General features: G+C 68.5%; 16 protein-coding genes. 1 reads left to right on the top strand and 15 read right to left on the bottom strand.

All coding sequences use genetic code 11. From position 1 onward, the window contains the following. Positions 1 to 2: 2 nt before the first annotated feature. The 15 genes from hflK to A9977_RS31595 form a co-directional block, all read right to left on the bottom strand. Positions 3 to 1334 carry an FtsH protease activity modulator HflK gene (hflK, locus tag A9977_RS31525; protein WP_183028821.1) on the bottom strand — a complete coding sequence of 444 codons (1332 nt, stop codon included), beginning with the start codon at positions 1332 to 1334 and terminating at the stop codon, positions 3 to 5. Between the two features lie 74 nt (positions 1335 to 1408). After that, positions 1409 to 2578: a GTPase HflX gene (gene hflX / locus A9977_RS31530; protein WP_183028767.1), complete on the bottom strand. Its 1170-nt coding sequence runs from the start codon at positions 2576 to 2578 to the stop codon at positions 1409 to 1411. 59 nt (positions 2579 to 2637) lie between these two features. After that, on the bottom strand, positions 2638 to 2883 hold the full coding sequence (gene hfq / locus A9977_RS31535; protein WP_012747311.1) for an RNA chaperone Hfq: 246 nt from the start codon (positions 2881 to 2883) through the stop codon (positions 2638 to 2640). A gap of 180 nt (positions 2884 to 3063) precedes the next feature. Continuing rightward, positions 3064 to 4404 carry a ribosome biogenesis GTPase Der gene (gene der, locus A9977_RS31540; RefSeq protein WP_183028768.1) on the bottom strand — a complete coding sequence of 447 codons (1341 nt, stop codon included), beginning with the start codon at positions 4402 to 4404 and terminating at the stop codon, positions 3064 to 3066. Between the two features lie 18 nt (positions 4405 to 4422). After that, entirely contained in the window at positions 4423 to 5565 is a 1143-nt protein-coding gene (gene bamB / locus A9977_RS31545; protein ID WP_183028769.1) for an outer membrane protein assembly factor BamB, read from the bottom strand. 10 nt (positions 5566 to 5575) lie between these two features. Further along, positions 5576 to 6262, bottom strand: a complete 687-nt coding sequence (locus A9977_RS31550) for a tetratricopeptide repeat protein (RefSeq protein WP_183028770.1) — start codon at positions 6260 to 6262, stop codon at positions 5576 to 5578. A 91-nt stretch (positions 6263 to 6353) separates the two neighbouring features. Beyond that, the gene (gene hisS / locus A9977_RS31555; protein WP_183028771.1) at positions 6354 to 7658 is read right to left on the bottom strand and encodes a histidine--tRNA ligase; all 1305 of its coding nucleotides are present in this window, start codon (positions 7656 to 7658) and stop codon (positions 6354 to 6356) included. Between the two features lie 17 nt (positions 7659 to 7675). Next, positions 7676 to 8989, bottom strand: coding sequence for a flavodoxin-dependent (E)-4-hydroxy-3-methylbut-2-enyl-diphosphate synthase (gene ispG / locus A9977_RS31560; RefSeq protein ID WP_183028772.1), 1314 nt, complete (start codon positions 8987 to 8989; stop codon positions 7676 to 7678). After that, positions 8986 to 9885 carry a helix-turn-helix domain-containing protein gene (locus A9977_RS31565; protein WP_183028773.1) on the bottom strand — a complete coding sequence of 300 codons (900 nt, stop codon included), beginning with the start codon at positions 9883 to 9885 and terminating at the stop codon, positions 8986 to 8988. The genes ispG and A9977_RS31565 overlap by 4 nt, the downstream gene beginning before the upstream one ends. After that, on the bottom strand, positions 9878 to 10729 hold the full coding sequence (gene pilW, locus A9977_RS31570; protein ID WP_183028774.1) for a type IV pilus biogenesis/stability protein PilW: 852 nt from the start codon (positions 10727 to 10729) through the stop codon (positions 9878 to 9880). Before pilW ends, A9977_RS31565 begins: the two co-directional genes overlap by 8 nt. Positions 10730 to 10733: 4 nt before the next feature. Beyond that, positions 10734 to 11897 (bottom strand): 23S rRNA (adenine(2503)-C(2))-methyltransferase RlmN, encoded by a 1164-nt coding sequence (gene rlmN, locus A9977_RS31575; RefSeq protein ID WP_183028775.1) that lies wholly within the window; start codon positions 11895 to 11897, stop codon positions 10734 to 10736. Positions 11898 to 12023: 126 nt separating this feature from the next. Further along, positions 12024 to 12449 carry a nucleoside-diphosphate kinase gene (ndk, locus tag A9977_RS31580; RefSeq protein WP_183028776.1) on the bottom strand — a complete coding sequence of 142 codons (426 nt, stop codon included), beginning with the start codon at positions 12447 to 12449 and terminating at the stop codon, positions 12024 to 12026. Between the two features lie 153 nt (positions 12450 to 12602). Beyond that, a complete protein-coding gene (locus A9977_RS31585; protein WP_183028777.1) occupies positions 12603 to 14273 on the bottom strand; it encodes a pseudouridine synthase in 1671 nt (556 codons plus the stop codon). Further along, on the bottom strand, positions 14270 to 15061 hold the full coding sequence (gene scpB / locus A9977_RS31590) for an SMC-Scp complex subunit ScpB (protein ID WP_183028778.1): 792 nt from the start codon (positions 15059 to 15061) through the stop codon (positions 14270 to 14272). The genes A9977_RS31585 and scpB overlap by 4 nt, the downstream gene beginning before the upstream one ends. Positions 15062 to 15199: 138 nt before the next feature. Next, positions 15200 to 16225, bottom strand: a complete 1026-nt coding sequence (locus A9977_RS31595; RefSeq protein WP_220812248.1) for an RluA family pseudouridine synthase — start codon at positions 16223 to 16225, stop codon at positions 15200 to 15202. Positions 16226 to 16248: 23 nt separating this feature from the next. Between A9977_RS31595 and A9977_RS31600 the strand changes: the two genes are divergently transcribed. After that, positions 16249 to 17058 (top strand): outer membrane protein assembly factor BamD, encoded by an 810-nt coding sequence (locus A9977_RS31600; protein WP_183028779.1) that lies wholly within the window; start codon positions 16249 to 16251, stop codon positions 17056 to 17058. Positions 17059 to 17062: the final 4 nt, after the last annotated feature.

A 17062-nucleotide genomic window follows, 5' to 3' on the forward strand; every position in this document is an offset into this window, starting at 1 on the left:
GCTCAGCGTCCGTCGCGGTCGCGCGTGCGGCCGTCGCGCACCCGCGCATCGTTGTTGATCGGCGCGACCGGAATCACCGAGGACTGGGTCGGCGCCGTGCCGGCCACGTTCGGGCTGGCGCCGTCGGCCGGCGCACCGGCCACGTTGGCACCGGTCATCTGCATCAGCTTGTCCAGCGGCAGGTACAGCAGGTTGGAACCCGATTTCGAATCGACCAGCACCTTGGTGGTGTTGGTGTAGATCTGCTGCATGGCGTCGGTGTACATGCGGTCGCGCGTCACCTGCGGCGCCTTCTGGTACTCGGCCAGCACCGCGCTGAAGCGGCCGGCATCACCCTGGGCCTGGGCCACGATGCGCGCCTTGTAGGCTTCGGACTCTTCCTTCAGGCGCGATGCCGTACCCGTGGCGCGGGGCACCACGTCGTTGGCATAGGCCTGCGCCTCGTTCTTGGCGCGCTCGCGCTCCTGGCCAGCCTTGAGCACGTCGTCGAAGGCCGCCTGCACCTGCTCGGGCGGGCGCACGCCGCCCTGCTGCAAGTTGATGTTGACGACTTCCACGCCCACCTTGTAGCGGTCGAGGATGGTCTGCATCAGGGTGCGCACGCGCGGCGCGATCTGGTCGCGCTCCTCGGCCAGCGCGGCATCCATCTTCATCTTGCCGACGACTTCGCGCACCGCGGTTTCGGCGACCTGTACCACCGTGTCGGCGGGCGCCTTGCTCTCGTAGAGGTAGGCGCGCGCATCGCTCAGGCGGTACTGCACGGCGAACTTGATCTCGACGATGTTCTCGTCCTCGGTCAGCATGGCCGATTCGCGCAGGCCGGTGGAGCGCACGATGCTGTCGCGGCCCACGTCGGTCGAGCGGATCTGCGTCACGACCACGATCTCGTGGCGCTGGATCGGGTACGGCAGGCGCCAGTTGAAGCCGGCGCCGACGGTGGTCTTGTAGCGGCCGAACTGGGTGATCACGGCCTGCTGGCCTTCGTTCACGATGAAGAAGCCGGTGCCGAGCCAGATCAGCACGGCCACGCCGGCGATCAGGCCGATGCCGTAGCCGGCGTTCTTCATGTCGGGCTTGAAGCCGTTGCCACCACCATTACCGCCGGGCGGACGGTTGCCGCCGCCGTTGCCGCCGAACAGGCCGCCCAGCTTGCGGTTGAAATCGCGCCAGAGTTCATCGAGGTCCGGCGGTCCCTGGTTGGGACCCTGGCCTCGCGGGCGGTTGTTGTTGTTCCCCGGAGGCGGGTCGGCGTCGGGGCGCTGGCCGCTCGGCCGCTCACCGTTCGACGACGGTTCGTCACCTCGACCCCATCGACCGTCGTTCAGGTTGAACATGCCCTGAAAACGGCTCCACACTGGCTTTGCATTCATTCGATTCGTTCTCTCGTCAGTGGGGGGATTGTGCCCAATCACCCGGGTGCATCGTGCAATTCAGCCCCGGCATCCAAGGGCATGCCGTCGACCACCGATCCCGAGCGGCGCGCCAGTTCGCTGCGCAGTGCCGGCAGGCCGACACCGCTGTGCGCGCTGACGAAGACGCGGGCGACCTGCAGGCCGTCGACTTCCATCTCGTCCTGCAGATGGAGCGGCTGCTGCGCGCTTTCAAGGGCATCGAGCTTGTTGAAGACCAGCAGCTGCGGCACTTCGCCGGCGCCGATCTCGCGCAGCACGCGCTGCACCTCGGCCATCTGCTCGGGATGGTGCGGGTTGGAGGCATCGACCACGTGCAGCAGCAGGTCAGCATCGACCGCTTCCTGCAAGGTGGCCTTGAAGGCGTCGACCAGGCCGTGCGGCAGGTCGCGGATGAAGCCCACCGTGTCGGAGATCGACACCTGGCGCCGCGCATCGCCCAGGTAGAGGTGGCGCGTGGTGGTGTCGAGCGTGGCGAACAGCTGGTCGGCCGCATAGGCACGCGCCTTGACCATCGCATTGAAGATCGAGGACTTGCCGGCATTGGTGTAGCCGACCAGCGAGATGTTGAAGGTGTCGCGCCGCTCGCGCTGGCGCCGCTGCGTGTTGCGCTGCTTCTGCACCTTGGCCAGGCGCTCGCGCGTGCGCTTGATCGACTCGTCGATCATTCGGCGGTCGAGCTCGATCTGCTTCTCGCCTGGGCCGCCGCGCACGCCGGCACCGCCGGTCTGGCGCTCCAGGTGGGACCAGCGCCGCACGAGGCGGGTGCTCAGGTACTGCAGCCGGGCCAGTTCGACCTGCAGCTTGCCTTCATGGGACCGCGCGCGCTGCGCGAAGATCTCCAGGATCAGGAAGGTGCGGTCGTACACCGCGATCCCGAGCGCGCGCTCGAGGTTGCGTTGCTGGGCGGGGCTGAGGGATTGGTCGAAGATGACTTCGCTTGCGCGGTGCATCTCGGCCAGCTCGCGGATCTCGTCTGCCTTGCCGCTGCCCACGAAGAGGGCAGCATCGGGCGCCTTGCGCTTGCACACGAGGCGTTCGACCGGCGTGAGGCCCGCGGTCTGCGCGAGCAGGCCGAGTTCCTCGAGTTCTTGGTCGAAATGGGGCAGTCCGAAGTCAACGCCGACGAGAACGACGGCGCCATCCTGGCGGGGTATGTCTTCAGACAAGCGGAATGGGGCGTTACGGAAAAAAGCGCAGCGGACGGAGCCCGCCGCGCGAGTGCCGGTCAGGCAGCGGCGTCGTCGTTCTCGGCAGCCGAGAAATTGACCGCGCGGCCAGGCACGATGGTGGAGATGGCGTGCTTGTAGACCATTTGCGTCACAGTGTTACGCAGCAGCACGACATATTGATCGAAAGACTCGATCTGACCCTGAAGCTTGATGCCGTTGACCAAATAGATGGAAACCGGCACATGCTCCCGACGCAAAGTGTTCAGGAACGGGTCTTGCAAAAGTTGCCCTTTGTTGCTCACGATATTCTCCGTGTTCAAGGAAGAGTTATAGGAAAGAGAACCTTAACACAGGGTTTCTGCGCTGCAGCAACAAAGCCCAAAGCCATCCCAAAAATAACGGCTCTTTAAAAGGGGAACTTTGCGCTGGGCGGCGGCTCGGCGCAAGCAGTGCGTGCGCCGCCCGCCCTCGCCTCACCCGCGTTATTTGTCCTTGTCGGCGTAAGGATTGGCGGAGGTCTTGAACTCGATCCGCATCGGCGTTCCCACAAGGTCGAATTCCTTGCGGAAACGGCCCTCGAGAAAGCGCTTGTAAGAATCGGTGACGTGTTCGAGCGAATTGCCGTGGATCACGATCACCGGCGGATTCATGCCGCCCTGGTGCGCATAGCGCAGCTTGGGCCGGAACATGCCGGCGCGTTGCGGCGACTGGAATTGCACCGACTCGAGCAGCAGGCGCGTGAGCACGGGCGTCGACATCTTGCGGGTCGCCGATTTGTGCGCCTGCGCAATGGCCTGCCAGACCGGGCCGAGCCCCTGCCGCTTGATCGCCGAGATGAAATGCAGCGAGGCGAACTTGAGGAAGGGCAGCCGGGTTTCGATCTGACGCTGGATCTGTTCGCGCTGGTAGCTGTCGACCGCATCCCACTTGTTGATGGCGATCACCACCGCGCGTCCGCTTTCGAGGATGTAGCCGGCGATGTGCGCGTCCTGGTCGGTCACGCCCTGGGTGGCGTCGAGCAGCAGCAGCACCACGTTGGCCGACTCGATGGCCTGCAGCGTCTTGACCACCGAGAACTTCTCGATCGCCTCGAAGACCTTGCCCTTGCGGCGCAGGCCGGCTGTGTCGATCAGCTCGAAGTGCTGGCCGTTGCGCTCGAAAGGCACCGAGATGGCGTCGCGCGTGGTGCCCGGCATGTCGAAGGCGACCAGCCGCTCCTCGCCCAGCCAGGTGTTGATCAGCGTCGATTTGCCGACGTTGGGGCGTCCGGCCACGGCCAGCTTGATGGGCTTGGCCTCGCCGTCGTCCACCTCGTCTTCGGGTTCGGGCAGGTTCAGCGGCTCGAGCGCGAGCTCGACCAGGTCGCGGATCCCCTGCCCGTGCGCGGCGGACACGCCATGCACGTCGCCCAGGCCCAGTTCGTAGAACTCGACCAGCTTGGTGCCGTCGTGCATGCCTTCGGCCTTGTTGGCCACCAGCACGGTCGGCTTGCCGATGCGCCGCAGTTCGTTGGCGATGTCGTGGTCCTGGGCCGAGAGGCCTTCGCGGGCGTCCACGACGAAGACCACCACATCGGCCTCGGCCACGGCCTGACGCGTCTGCTTGGCCATCTCCTTGAAGATGCCGCTGCCCGCGTCGGGCTCGAAGCCGCCGGTATCGATCACGATGAACTCGTGCCGGCCCTGGCGGCCGTTGCCGTAATGGCGGTCGCGCGTCAGGCCGGCGAAGTCCGCCACGATCGCGTCACGCGTCTGCGTGAGGCGGTTGAAAAGGGTGGACTTGCCGACGTTGGGACGCCCGACCAGAGCGATGACCGGTTTCATGGTCGAGCTTTCAATGGTTTATTCCGGGCGATAGCCGAACACACCGCCATTGCGGGTGACGACCACGACCGTGTTGCCGGCGAGAACCGGGGTTGCGACGATGGGCGAGCCATCGGGCGTGAGACGGGTGAGCAGGGAGCCATCTTCGCGCGACACCAGCAGCAGCAGGCCGCTGTCGTCGCCGATGACCAGCGAACGGCCGACCGCGAGCGGTGCCGTCAGCGTGCGGTACTTGAGCAGGTCGCTCGACCAGGCGCGTTCGCCGTCGGTGCGGCGCCAGGCCACCACGCTGCCGTTGGTTTCGGTGCCGTAGACGAAGCGCTCGTCGCCGCTCACGCCTTCGGCGCCGGTGGCGGGCTTGGTCCACAGCAGCGTGCCGCGCGTGGCGTCGACGCAGCCGACGTTGGCGTAATAGGCGCGCGCGCAGACGGTGTCGCCCACGCGGCTCACGCTGCCGGTCAGGTCGACCAGGCGCTCGACGTCGTTGGTGCCGCGCGGTGCCGCGATCGGCGACTCCCAGCGCGACGAACCGTTGGTGGGGTTCAGGCCCGCCAGCCGTCCGCCCAGCCCGGTGACCAGCGTGTCTCCCACGGCGACCAGCACGCCGGGCTTGCGCAGCACCAGGTTCTCGGCAGTGCGCGACTGCGACCAGAGGCGGCGACCGCTCTCCCCGTCCCAGGCGCTCACGGTGCGGTCGGCGGTCTGCACGAAGACCCGGCGTCCGGCCACCAGGGGCGCGGTGTAGGCCTGTGCGGTCAGGCGCTGCTTCCACAGCACCTTGCCGGCCTGCAGCGCCACGAGTTCGTTGTCGCGCGTGATGACCGCAGCGATGGCGCCATCGCTGCCCACACCGGCGATCAGCGCCTTGCCGACGCTGGCGCGCCAGGCTTCCTGGCCCGAGCGCGAATCGATCGCGACCACCGTGCCGTCGGCGCCGGCCAGCGTCACCGTGTCGCCGCTGACGTCGACCTGCAGCGCGAAGTCGGTCTTCGGGACCTTGACGGTCCAGGCCTGACGGACGCCGAACAGCCCGGGGTCGGCGGCCAGGGCGGCGGGCTTGGGCCTGCCGGTGCCCGAGCAGGCGGCCAGCGCGGCGAACAGCACGGTGGCGCCCACGATACGCAGGACGGGGGTGACTGACACAAGGCGATGGAAGGTCATGATGCGATGGTCACTGAGCGGTTTTGCCGGACGCGGCGGGAGCGGTCGTCAAGGTCTTCGGATCCACGCCCACGGCGTTGAGCTTGATCTCGACCAGACGGCGGTAGTCGTTGCGCGCATCGAATGCGGCCCAGGCCTTCTGGTACTCGGCCTTGGCTTCGTCGCGCTTGCCTTGCGCCAGGTAGACGTCGCCCCTGCGGTCGGCCACCAGCGCTTCGAATTCCTTGGGCACGGGCGCGGCCAGCTGCTTGAGCGCGTCGTCGTAGCCCTTGCTCTCGAGCAGTTCGGCGGCCAGCCGAAGCCGCGCGATGGCCTTGTAGCCCGGATCGACGGCGTTGTCCGCGACCCATTCCAGCGCGGCGCGCGATGCCTCGGGCTTGGCCTTCTCGTTGAGCGTCTTGGCGGCCAGCAGGCCGGCCTGTTGCGCGTAGACGGTGCCGGCGAAGCGGCTCTTCATCTCGCCCAGCGCGCGCTCGATGCGGTCGGCATCGCCCGCCTGCGCGCTGCGCTCGACCTCGTCGTAGAGCGCCGAGGCCTGTGCCGCCTTGTTGCGCTGGAAGTAGTTCCAGCCGTTCCAGGCCACGAACGCACCGGCGACAAGCAGCACGATCCAGGTGATCAACGTGCCGTAGGTGTTCCAGAAATGCTTGAGCTGGTCGAGCTGTTCCTGTTCTTCGAGATCGAGATGGGTTGCCATGCGCTGTCAGTGAGTTGAAGGACCCCGGGACTCGACGGGTCGAGTCCGACCCTCGAGGGGCCGGGATGTTTGGGAACGGACCGGCGTTTCCCTAGGGAGCCGGGGATTGTAGGGTGGTGGCCCAGACGCCCACGTCGGCCAGCGGCCGCGTGCTTTGCGCGACGCTGGCGTCGCGCAAGGCCTTGAGAGTCACTTCCTCGCGTGCAAGTTCATCGGCGCCGAAGATCAGTGCGTAGGTGGCGCCGCTGGCGTCGGCCTTCTTCATCTGCGACTTGAAGCTGGCCAGGCCCTCGGCGGTCGCGCCGTGCATCTGCACCCGCACGCCCGCTTCGCGCAATTGCTGCAGGGTGCGCAGCACCACCGGCATCGAGGCCGCATCGGGCACGATGGCATAGGCGTCGGGCACCACGGCCGGCACCTCGGTGCCCTGCTCCTTGAGCAGGTCCAGCACGCGCTCGACGCCCATGGCCCAGCCCACGGCCGGCGCGGGCTTGCCGCCGATCTGGGCGATCAGGTCGTCGTAGCGGCCGCCGGCGCACACCGTGCCCTGCGCGCCCAGGCGGTCGGTGACGAACTCGAACACCGTGAGGTTGTAGTAATCGAGGCCGCGCACCAGGCGCGGGTTGATCGTGAAGGCGATGCCGTTGGCCTTGAGGATGGCCTGCAGGCCCTCGAAATGCGCCAGCGATTCGGCGCCCAGGAAGTCGATCAGCTTCGGCGCCGCCTCGACCACGTCCTTCATCGCGGGGTTCTTGGTGTCGAGGATGCGCAGCGGGTTGCTGTGCAGGCGGCGCTTGCCGTCCTCGTCGAGCTTGTCGGCGTGCTGCTCGAAATGCGCGATCAGCTGGGCGCGGTGCAGCGCGCGCTCGGCCGGCTGGCCCAGGCTGTTGAGCTCGAGGCGCACGTCGGTCAAACCGATGGCCTTCCAGAGCGCGTTGGCCAGCAGGATCAGCTCGGCATCGACGTCCGGGCCGGCGAAGCCCAGGGCCTCGGCGCCGATCTGATGGAACTGCCGGTAGCGACCGCGCTGCGGCTTCTCGCGCCGGAACATCGGGCCGGTGTACCAGAGGCGCTTGGGGCCGTCGTAGAGCATGTTGTGCTCGATCACGGCACGCACCAGGCCGGCGGTGTTCTCGGGCCGCATCGCAAGGTGCTCGGCCTGGCCGTGCTTGTCGGAGCGGTCCTCGAAGGCGTACATCTCCTTCTCGACGATGTCGGTGACCTCGCCGATGCCACGCACGAACAGCGCCGTGTGCTCCAGGATCGGGGTGCGCACGTTGCGGTACGCGAAGCGGCCCATCAGCTCGCGCACCGTGGCTTCGAGCCACTCCCAGCGCGCCGACTCGGGCGGCAAGATGTCGTTCATGCCTTTGACGGCATTCAATTTTTCGGCCATGGATCAGGAAAGGAGATTCAGACGGTTTCGGCGGCGCGCTCGCTGCTGCTGCCGAAGCGCTTGTCGATGTAGGTTTCGACCAGCTGGTGGAATTCGTTGGCGATATTGTCGCCGCGCAGCGTGAGCGCCTTTTCGCCGTCGATGAAGACCGGCGCGGCCGGCGCTTCGCCGGTGCCCGGCAGGCTGATGCCGATGTCGGCATGCTTGCTCTCGCCCGGGCCGTTGACGATGCAGCCCATCACCGCCACCTTGAGCGTCTCGACGCCCGGGTACTTCTTGCGCCAGACCGGCATCTGCAGCCGCAGGTAGTCGTCGATCTGCTTGGCCAGCTCCTGGAAGGTGGTGCTGGTGGTGCGGCCACAGCCCGGGCAGGCCGTGACGCTGGGCACGAAGATGCGCAGGCCCAGCGCCTGCAGGATCTCGTTGGCGATCACCACCTCCTGCGTGCGCGCCTCGCCCGGCTGCGGCGTGAGCGACACGCGGATGGTGTCGCCGATGCCCTCCTGCAGCAGCACCGACAGCGCCGTGGCCGAGGCCACCGTGCCCTTGGTGCCCATGCCGGCCTCGGTCAGGCCCAGGTGCAGCGGGTAGCTGCAGCGCTTGGCCAGCTCGCGGTAGACCGAGATCAGGTCCTGCACGCCGCTCACCTTGCAGCTGAGGATGATCTGGTCGCCGTTCATGCCCATCGATTCGGCCAGCTTGGCCGAGTCGATGGCCGAGGTGATCAGCGCCTCGTACATCACCGACTTGGCTTCCCAGGGGGTGGCGCGCTGGCTGTTGACGTCCATCAGATGGGCCAGCAGTTCCTGGTCGAGGCTGCCCCAGTTCACGCCGATGCGCACCGGCTTGTTCCAGCGCATCGCGGCTTCGATCATCTGGCCGAACTGCTTGTCCTTCTTGTCGCCCTTGCCCACGTTGCCGGGGTTGATGCGGTACTTGGACAGCGCCTCGGCGCAGGCCGGATAGTCGGTCAGCAGCCGGTGGCCGTTGTAGTGGAAGTCGCCGATCAGCGGCACGTCGATGCCCATGCGGTCGAGCTGCTCGCGGATGTAGGGCACCTGCGCCGCGGCCTCGGGCGTGTTGACCGTGATGCGGACCATCTCGGAACCGGCGATGGCCAGTTCCTTGACCTGGATCGCGGTGCCGATCGCGTCGACCGTGTCGGTGTTGGTCATCGACTGCACGCGCACCGGGGCGTCGCCGCCCACGGTGACGGTGCGGGCGCCCCAGACCACGCTGGCCTGGCGCGAACGCCGCGCCGCGGGCGCGGCTGGCGCCACGGGCTGGCTGCCGAAAGCGGCCGGATCGAAAATCGACGACGTATCGCTCATGGTTTGACCTCGAATCGTGCGACGCCGCCCGAGCGCGCCAGGGGTGTCAGATCGAAAGGCTTGCCGCGCACCTGGACTTCGACGCCGGCGGCCCGGCCCACCACCACCGACAGGGGCAGCGTGCCGCTGGCACCGACGGTTTCGCCCGCGCGCACGGTACGGCGCAGCAGCTGCTTGCCGGCGGCGTCGTTCACGGTGATCCAGGATTCCTCGCGGACCACGAAGACCAGTGTGTCGCTGCCGGCCGCCGCGGGCTGCGGGGCCGCAGGCGCCACGGGCTCGGCCACGGGCGCCACGACCGGCGCGGTCGGCTCGACCGCCGCCACGGGCGCCGCGGCCGGCGGCTCGAGCACCGTGCCGCCCGGCGCGGCCTCGACCGAAGCGCTGCGCTGGCCCGCAGTGAAGCCCGAGACCCATTGACCCAGCCGCTCGAAAGCGCCGGAAGGCAGCCAGAACAGCGCCGCGGCGCCGGCCAGCAGCAGCCCGACCACCACCAGCACGGCGCGCGACGGCAGGCCGCCAACCGCGCGCGAGCGGCTGCGCGGCGCACTCGAGCGGAAGCTGGTGCTGATGCTGCGATCGGCTTCGGCCAGGCCCGGGCGCGCCGCGCCCGGCAGCTTGGCGAGCACCGGTGCGGGATCGATGTGCAGCGCCCGGCAGACGCTGGCGGCCAGCGCGCGTGCGAACACCGGATCGGGCAAGGCCGCGATGTCGTCGTTCTCCAGGGCCTGCAGCTTCTGCGACGACACCTTGAGCGCCGCCGCCACCACGTCGAGGTGCAGGTTGTGCGCTTCGCGCGCCTCGCGCAGCAGGTCGCCGGCGGTCTTGTTCGTGCTGTCGCCAGGGATCAGCGGTGGCGTCTGGGTGGTACCGAATTCGCTCGCCCGTTCAATCATCGAAATTCCCACGTTCGTACGCAACCGCCTCCCGCGACTGGGGGAAGCGCCGTTGCAGCTGTCCGCCGAGCTGCGCCATGGCCTCGCGGTTTCCCAGCCTGCGCTCGATCTTCACGCCCAGCCACAAGGTCTCCGCATTGGCCGACGGCCCGTTGTTGACACGGCGCACGTAGAACTGCGCGCGCGACCAGTCCTGGCGCTGGGCCAGCAAGGACGCGAGGTTGAAGCCGATCATGGGATTGCCGGCGTCGATTTCGTAGGCCTGCGACAGCGAGCGCTCGGCCTCGGCGGGCTGGCCTGCGCGCATCTGGCACAGGCCCAGGGTCATCAGCGTCTTGGCACGCTCGGTGTAGGCGGGCACGGCCAGGGCCGCATTGAACTGCTGGGCGGCATCGCCGAAGCGGCTCTGCTGGCACAGCAGCCAGCCGTAGTTGTGCAGGGTGTTGGGCTCGCGCGGATTGAGCGCGATGGCGCGCCGGAAGCTGTCCTCGGCCAGCCCGGCATCGTCGAGCCGCATGTAGACCAAGCCGCGCAGGTTGTAGGCGTCGGCGAAGTTCGGGTCAGCCGACAGCGACTGCTTGATCTCGTCGAGCGCGACCGTGGTCTGGCCGGCCTCGAAATAACCGATGGCCAGTTCGAGCCGCAGCCGCGCGCGCCGGCGCGCCTGCGGCTCGTCCGAGGCGGTCACGATGTCGGTGCCGTTGCCCGCGGTGCTCGCTGTGTTCGCGACCGAAGTCGCCCCTCCCTTGCCGGTGCCGGCGCAGCCGGCGAGCAGCACGGCCAGCAAGGCGCCGAAGGCCCCCTGCATGACGTGCCATGGCGAAATCGGGAAGGCCATGCGCATGGGTTCAGTGCCCTTGTGAAACCGGCGGGGCCGGCGAAACCTTGGAAGCGGCCGCGCGGACCGGATGCAGCACGACCGTGCGCCGCTGCGCCATGCGTTCGGCCGCGTGGGTGCGGTCCTTGACGTCGCCGGCCAGCTGGCCGCACGCCGCATCGATGTCGTCGCCGCGCGTCTTGCGCACGGTGGTCACGATGCCCGCGTCGCTCAGCGCCTTGGCGAAGGCCAGCACCCGCGGCTGCGGCGAACGCAGCAGCCCGGACGCGGGGAAGGGGTTGAAGGGGATCAGGTTGAACTTGCAGGAGATGCCGGTGCTGCGCACCAGTTCCACCAACTGCTGCGCGTGCTCGGGCTGGTCGTTCACGCCGTCGAGCATGCAGTACTCGAAGGTGATGAAGTCGCGCGGCGCATGCGCCAGGTAGCGCTGGCAGGCCTCGAGCAATTCGGCGATCGGGTACTTGCGGTTGAGCGGCACCAGGTCGTCGCGCAGCGGATCGTTCGGGGCGTGCAGCGACACCGCCAGCGCCACCGGGCAATCGGCACCCAGCCGGTCGATCATCGGGACCACGCCCGAGGTCGAGACCGTGACACGCCGGCGCGACAGGCCGTAGGCGTTGTCGTCGAGCATGGTGCGCAGCGAGGGCACCAGCGCCGAGTAGTTCTGCAGCGGCTCGCCCATGCCCATCATCACGACGTTCGAGATCACCCGGTCGTCGCGCTTCAGGTGCTGGCGCAGGAAATGCTCGGCGAACCACAGCTGCGCCGTGATCTCGCCGGTGCGCAGGTTGCGGCTGAAGCCCTGGTGGCCGGTCGAGCAGAAACGGCAGCCGACCGCGCACCCGGCCTGGGACGACACGCACAGGGTGCCGCGGTCGCCCTCGGGAATGAAGACAGCTTCGACGGCATTGCCGTCACCCACGTCGAACAGCCACTTGATCGTGCCGTCGGTGGATTCATGCTGCGTGATGACCGGCAGCGCCTCGACACGGGCCGTGGTCGCGAGCTTCTCGCGCAGCGACTTGGCCAGGTCGGTCATCTGCGCGAAATCGCTCGCGCCCCGCTGGTGGATCCAGCGGAACAGCTGCGTCGCGCGAAAACGTTTTTCGCCCAGTTTTTCGCAGAACGCGGCCAAGCCCTCCAGATCGAACTCGAGCAGATTGACCGTGGTCATGCGAACACCCCCGTGCCGAAACCGGGCGAGGCGCATGCGCGGGCACCCGCGGAACCGGCTTGGCCGGGCCGCAGGGTGCGCCCCCTCGAGAGGGAGGCGCCGCAGGCGCGTCGGGGGTGGGTCATATCAGCGTGCGTAGACGTTGAGGCCGGCGAAGAAGAAGGCGATTTCGGCGGCAGCGGTTTCCGGTGCGTCCGAGCCGTGCACGGCGTTGGCATCGATGCTGTCGGCGAAGTCGGCGCGGATGGTGCCGGCGTCGGCCTTCTTCGGGTCCGTCGCGCCCATCAGGTCGCGGTTCTTGGCGATGGCGTTCTCGCCTTCGAGCACTTGCACGAACACCGGGCCGGAGATCATGAACTCGACCAGGTCCTTGAAGAAGGGACGTGCGCTGTGCACGGCGTAGAACTGCTCGGCTTCGGCGCGCGACAGGTGCACCAGCTTGCCGGCGGCGATCTTGAGGCCGGCGGCTTCAAAGCGGGAGACGATCTTGCCGATGACGTTCTTGGCGACAGCGTCGGGCTTGATGATGGAGAGGGTGCGTTCGATGGCCATGGAGAAGTTGCTTCCTGAGCAGTTGATGTCGAAAAAGAACGGTCCGCGGCGCCGATTGCACGGCCCGCGGACTTGAAAAAGCCTCTGATTTTAACCGGCCGGCCACCCCGGGCCGGCCTTGGCGCGCTGAAAAACCGCAGCCCGGGCCTGTGATCAGCGCCCGCTGCGCCGGCGCGAGCCGGCCGGACCGCCGAAGCCGCCACCGCCGCCGCGCCGTGGCGCGTTCTGGCGTTGCTCCTTGCGCTGGCGCGAGAAACTGTCGGCGCCGATGTAGCCCACCGAGGTCTTCATCGGGTCGGGCTGCGCGCCGCCGGGGGCGCGGTCCTCGCCGGGCGCGCGGCCATTGCCGCCTCCGCCACCGCCGCCGGGCGCGTTGCCGCGCCGCTTCTGCTGCGGGCCGCCCGGGTTGCCGCCCCGCCCGCGATCGCCGCCGCGCGCGCCCTGCGGGCCGTTGCCGTTGGGCATCGGGGGCCCGCCGGCATTGCGGCCGCCGCGGCGCTTCTTGTTGTCGCCGCGTCCGTTGTTGTTGCGTCCGCCGCCCTCTGCGCCCTGCTCGCGCGGACCCGCAGGTGCGCGTGCCGCGCCGCCGCCAGCGGCCTGGAACAGCGAGCGGATGTCGCGCTCGTCGAGCTCCATCCAGGCGCCGCGCTTGAGCCCGCGCGGCAGCAGCATCGCGCCGTAGCGGATGCGGATCAGCCGGCTGACCGCATGACCGACCGACTCGAACAGCCGGCGCACCTCGCGGTTGCGGCCTTCGGAGATGGTCACGCGGTACCAGTGGTTGGCGCCTTCGCCGCCGCCCTCCTCGATGCTGCCGAACTGGGCCATGCCGTCGTCCAGGCGCACGCCTTCGAGCAGCTTCTTCTTCTCTTCGGCATTGACGGCGCCCAGCACGCGCACCGCGTACTCGCGCTCCAGGCCGAAGCGCGGGTGCATCAGCTGGTTGGCCAGCTCGCCCGAGCTGGTGAACAGCAGCAGGCCTTCGGTGTTCAGGTCGAGCCGCCCCACCGACTGCCACTTGCCCTGCTGCAGCCGCGGCAGCTTGCGGAACACGGTCGGGCGGTTCTGCGGATCGTCGTGCGTGACGACCTCGCCGACCGGCTTGTGGTAAGCAATGACGCGTGCCTGCGGCGGATCGATGCGGAAGCGGATCGGCTTGCCGTTGATCTTGACCTGGTCGCCGTACTGGATGCGCTGGCCGATGTGGGCCGGCTCGCTGTTGACCGAGATCCGCCCCTGCAGGATCAGCGCTTCCATTTCCAGGCGCGAGCCGAGGCCGGCCTGGGCCAACACCTTGTGCAGCTTGGGCGAATCAGCTTCGGGCAGCAGCACGCGCTTGAGCGGCGGCACCTCGGCGCTCTCCTCGTCGGCATCGAACTGGCCGGAGATGACGTCGGCGAAGCGGATCGGCTCGGTCGGCGGCGCGTTGCGGCGCTCGCGGTCGGCGATGCGGCGGGCGCGGTCGAGTTCGTCCTCTTCCTCGTCCGGCTCGTCTTCCTCGTCCTGATCGTCCTGCACTTCGTCGGCCGGGGCCGGCTCGGCGCGCACGGGCTGCGGGGCGGCGACGGGCGCCGGCGCAGGTGCAGGTGCAGCCGGCTCGTCGCTCGCGGCCGGCTCGACGACCTCTTCTTCAGGCGCCGCCACGGCTTCCGCCGCGGGCTTGCGCGCACGTGGCTTGCGGGGCTTGCGCACGGGCGCGGCCTCCGGTGCCGAGGCGTCCGCGCCCTCGCCCGCCGGTGCGCTCAGTGCGGCCGGGGCGGTCTTTTCTTCGGCGGGGAGGTGGGCCGGCGGCAGCACCGTGTCATCGGGTTCGGAGGAGCTCATGGATTTTTTCCGGAAGGCACCGGGGATGGTGCGTCGGGGCCGTCTGTGGCGGCAACGTCAGGGTCGGGAACGACCGGGGATTCGGCGAGGGGCTCGCCTTCAGCGAACAGGTCGCTGGCGGGTACGGGGGATGCATCGTCGGCCGGCGACGCGGACGCCTCGGCGGCAGGGTCGGCCGGCGCCACGAGGGCATCGTCTTCCAGCGCGTCCATCGGCAGCGCGGCCTGCTCGGGGTCCGAGGCATCGGTCAGCGCGTCGATCAGGGCATTGTGCTGGGCCGGGCTGTCGATGACCGGCAGCTGGTCGAGCGAGGCCAGGCCCAGGTCGTCGAGAAACTGGCGGGTGGTGGCGAACAGCGCCGGCCGGCCGACCGTCTCGCGGTGGCCGATGACCTCGACCCAGTTGCGGTCTTCGAGCTGCTTGAGGATCAGCGAATTGATCGTGACGCCGCGGATGTCTTCCATGTCGCCGCGCGTGACCGGCTGGCGGTAGGCAATGATCGCCAGCGTCTCGAGCGCGGCGCGGGTGTAGCGCGGCGGCTTCTCGGGATGCAGGCGGTCGAGATGGTCGCGCATCTCCGGACGGCTCTGGAAGCGCCAGCCACTGCCGACGCTCACGAGCTCGAGGCCGCGCTGAGCCCAGTCTTCCTGCAGCTCGATCAGCAACGACTTGATGGTGTCCGCGCCCAGTTCGTCTTCGAACAGCACACGCAGCTCGCGCACTGGCAAGGGCTGCGTCGAACAGATCAAGGCGGTTTCAAGAATGCGCTTGGCATCCGCCGTATTCATGGTTCGCGTTATCCGGGAAAAGGCGCCAGGGGCGCACGTTCAGGTGGATGGAAGTCTCGGGATGGAGAAGCGGCGTTGCCGGCACGCGGCGGGCAGAACGCAAGGCCGGCACGGAAGGCCGGCGCGGCACTCGGGCCGTCAGGCGCGATTGTAATCCAGCCCCCAGGTCTGGAAGGCTTCGCGCAGATCGGCGGGCGGCGGCGCGAGAAAGGTCATGGGCTCTTTGGTCTGCGGATGCACGAAGGCCAGCCGGAACGCATGCAGCCCCTGGCGGCTCAGGCCGGCGGCCGGCGCGCCCCCGTAGAGCGCATCGCCGACCAGCGGATGACCGATCGACGCCATGTGCACGCGGATCTGGTGCGTGCGTCCGGTCTCCAGCGTGCAGCGCACCGCGCAGCCGTCGTTCGTACCGTCGAGCCGCTCGATCAGCGTGCGGGCGGTCTTGCCCGGATGGCGTTCGAGGTCGACCACCGCCATGCGCAGCCGGTTGCGCGGATCGCGCCCGATCGGCGCATCGACCTGGCGCGCCGCGGCGCCCTGCCAGGGCTTGTGCGCCAGCGCCAGGTACTGGCGCGAGACCTCGCGCGCGGCGATCAGCTGCACCAGCGCATCCATCGTGGCGCGCGTGCGTGCCACCACCATCAGCCCGCTGGTGTCGCGGTCGAGCCGGTGCACGATGCCCGCGCGCGGCAGCAGCGCCGCCTGCGGGTCGAGCGCCAGCAGGCCGTTGAGCAGCGTGCCGCTCCAGTGGCCGGGCGCCGGATGCACCACCAGCCCGGCGGGCTTGTCGATCACCCGCAGGTGGGCATCTTCATGCACCACGCGGATCTCCATCGGCTCGGCCTTGAAGGCCTGGCTCTGCGGGGTGGGCCGCAGTTCGATCTGCCCGGCCTCGCCCACGTGCACCGTGGCCGAGGGCTTGGTGACCACGCGGCCCTTGAGCTGCACGGCACCGGCGTCGATCAGCTGCTGCAGGTAGTTGCGGGAAAACTCGGGAACCAGCGCGGCCAGTGCACGGTCCAAGCGCTGGCCGTGCTGCGCCACGCCGATGGCGAAGGCGCGCAGCTCGCTGGCCTCGACGGGGTCGGCCCCCTCTTCGACTTCGGTCGCATCGGTCGGGGGGAAAGTGCCGCCTGAAGGGGCGGTCGATATAATCGAGGGCAGTTGTTTCAAGAAAGCTTCATGTGATGTTTCGCGTCAAATTATCGGTTGTCCCGAGCTGGATGGTGCTTTGCGCCACGGCATGGCTGGTGGCCGGCTGCTCGACCACCAAGGTCGACCAGACCGCGAACTGGAGCCCCAACAAGATCTACGCCGAAGCCAAGGACGAAGCCGGCTCCGGTGCCTTCGACAAGGCGATCCCGCTGTACGAGAAGCTCGAAGGCCGCGCGGCCGGCACGCCGCTCGCCCAGCAGGCCCAGCTGGAAAAGGCCTACTCGCAGTACAAGTCCGGCGAGAAGCCGGCCGCCGTCGCGACCCTCGACCGCTTCATGAAGCTGCATCCGGCCAGCCCGGCGCTCGATTACGCGCTCTACCTCAAGGGCGTGATCAACTTCAACGACGACCTGGGCATGTTCGCGTTCATGACGCGCCAGGACCTGTCGGAACGCGACCAGAAGGCGGCCAAGGAATCGTTCCAGGCCTTCAAGGAACTGGTCACGCGCTTCCCCGAATCGCGCTACACGCCCGATGCCCGCCAGCGCATGAATTACGTGGTCAATTCGCTGGCCCAGTACGAAGTGCACGTGGCGCGCTACTACTACCAGCGCGGCGCCTACCTGGCCGCCATCAACCGCTCGCAGCTGGCGTTGGCCGACTACCGCGAGGTACCGGCCCTCGAGGAAGCCCTGTACATCATGGTCCAGTCCTATGCCGCCCTGGGCCTGGACGACCTGCGCGACGATGCCAAGCGCGTGCTGACCACCAACTACCCGAAGAGCGAGTACCTGTCGCGCGGCTTCCGCACGAAGGACGATCCGTGGTGGAAGCTCTGGTGATCGC

Origin of the sequence: Variovorax sp. UMC13, from assembly GCF_014170375.1 — a bacterium.
GTDB lineage: Bacteria > Pseudomonadota > Gammaproteobacteria > Burkholderiales > Burkholderiaceae_C > Variovorax.

Excerpts from the sequence above, each read along its gene's own strand:
- A9977_RS31565 (WP_183028773.1), bottom strand. The coding sequence starts at position 9,885 with ATGATTGAACGGGCGAGCGAATTCGGTACCACCCAGACGCCACCGCTG.
- bamB (WP_183028769.1), bottom strand. The coding sequence starts at position 5,565 with ATGACCTTCCATCGCCTTGTGTCAGTCACCCCCGTCCTGCGTATCGTG.
- ndk (WP_183028776.1), bottom strand. The coding sequence starts at position 12,449 with ATGGCCATCGAACGCACCCTCTCCATCATCAAGCCCGACGCTGTCGCC.
- A9977_RS31585 (WP_183028777.1), bottom strand. The coding sequence starts at position 14,273 with ATGAGCTCCTCCGAACCCGATGACACGGTGCTGCCGCCGGCCCACCTC.
- der (WP_183028768.1), bottom strand. The coding sequence starts at position 4,404 with ATGAAACCGGTCATCGCTCTGGTCGGGCGTCCCAACGTCGGCAAGTCC.
- A9977_RS31550 (WP_183028770.1), bottom strand. The coding sequence starts at position 6,262 with ATGGCAACCCATCTCGATCTCGAAGAACAGGAACAGCTCGACCAGCTC.
- A9977_RS31600 (WP_183028779.1), top strand. The coding sequence starts at position 16,249 with ATGTTTCGCGTCAAATTATCGGTTGTCCCGAGCTGGATGGTGCTTTGC.
- scpB (WP_183028778.1), bottom strand. The coding sequence starts at position 15,061 with ATGAATACGGCGGATGCCAAGCGCATTCTTGAAACCGCCTTGATCTGT.
- hflK (WP_183028821.1), bottom strand. The coding sequence starts at position 1,334 with ATGTTCAACCTGAACGACGGTCGATGGGGTCGAGGTGACGAACCGTCG.
- hisS (WP_183028771.1), bottom strand. The coding sequence starts at position 7,658 with ATGGCCGAAAAATTGAATGCCGTCAAAGGCATGAACGACATCTTGCCG.
- ispG (WP_183028772.1), bottom strand. The coding sequence starts at position 8,989 with ATGAGCGATACGTCGTCGATTTTCGATCCGGCCGCTTTCGGCAGCCAG.
- rlmN (WP_183028775.1), bottom strand. The coding sequence starts at position 11,897 with ATGACCACGGTCAATCTGCTCGAGTTCGATCTGGAGGGCTTGGCCGCG.
- pilW (WP_183028774.1), bottom strand. The coding sequence starts at position 10,729 with ATGCGCATGGCCTTCCCGATTTCGCCATGGCACGTCATGCAGGGGGCC.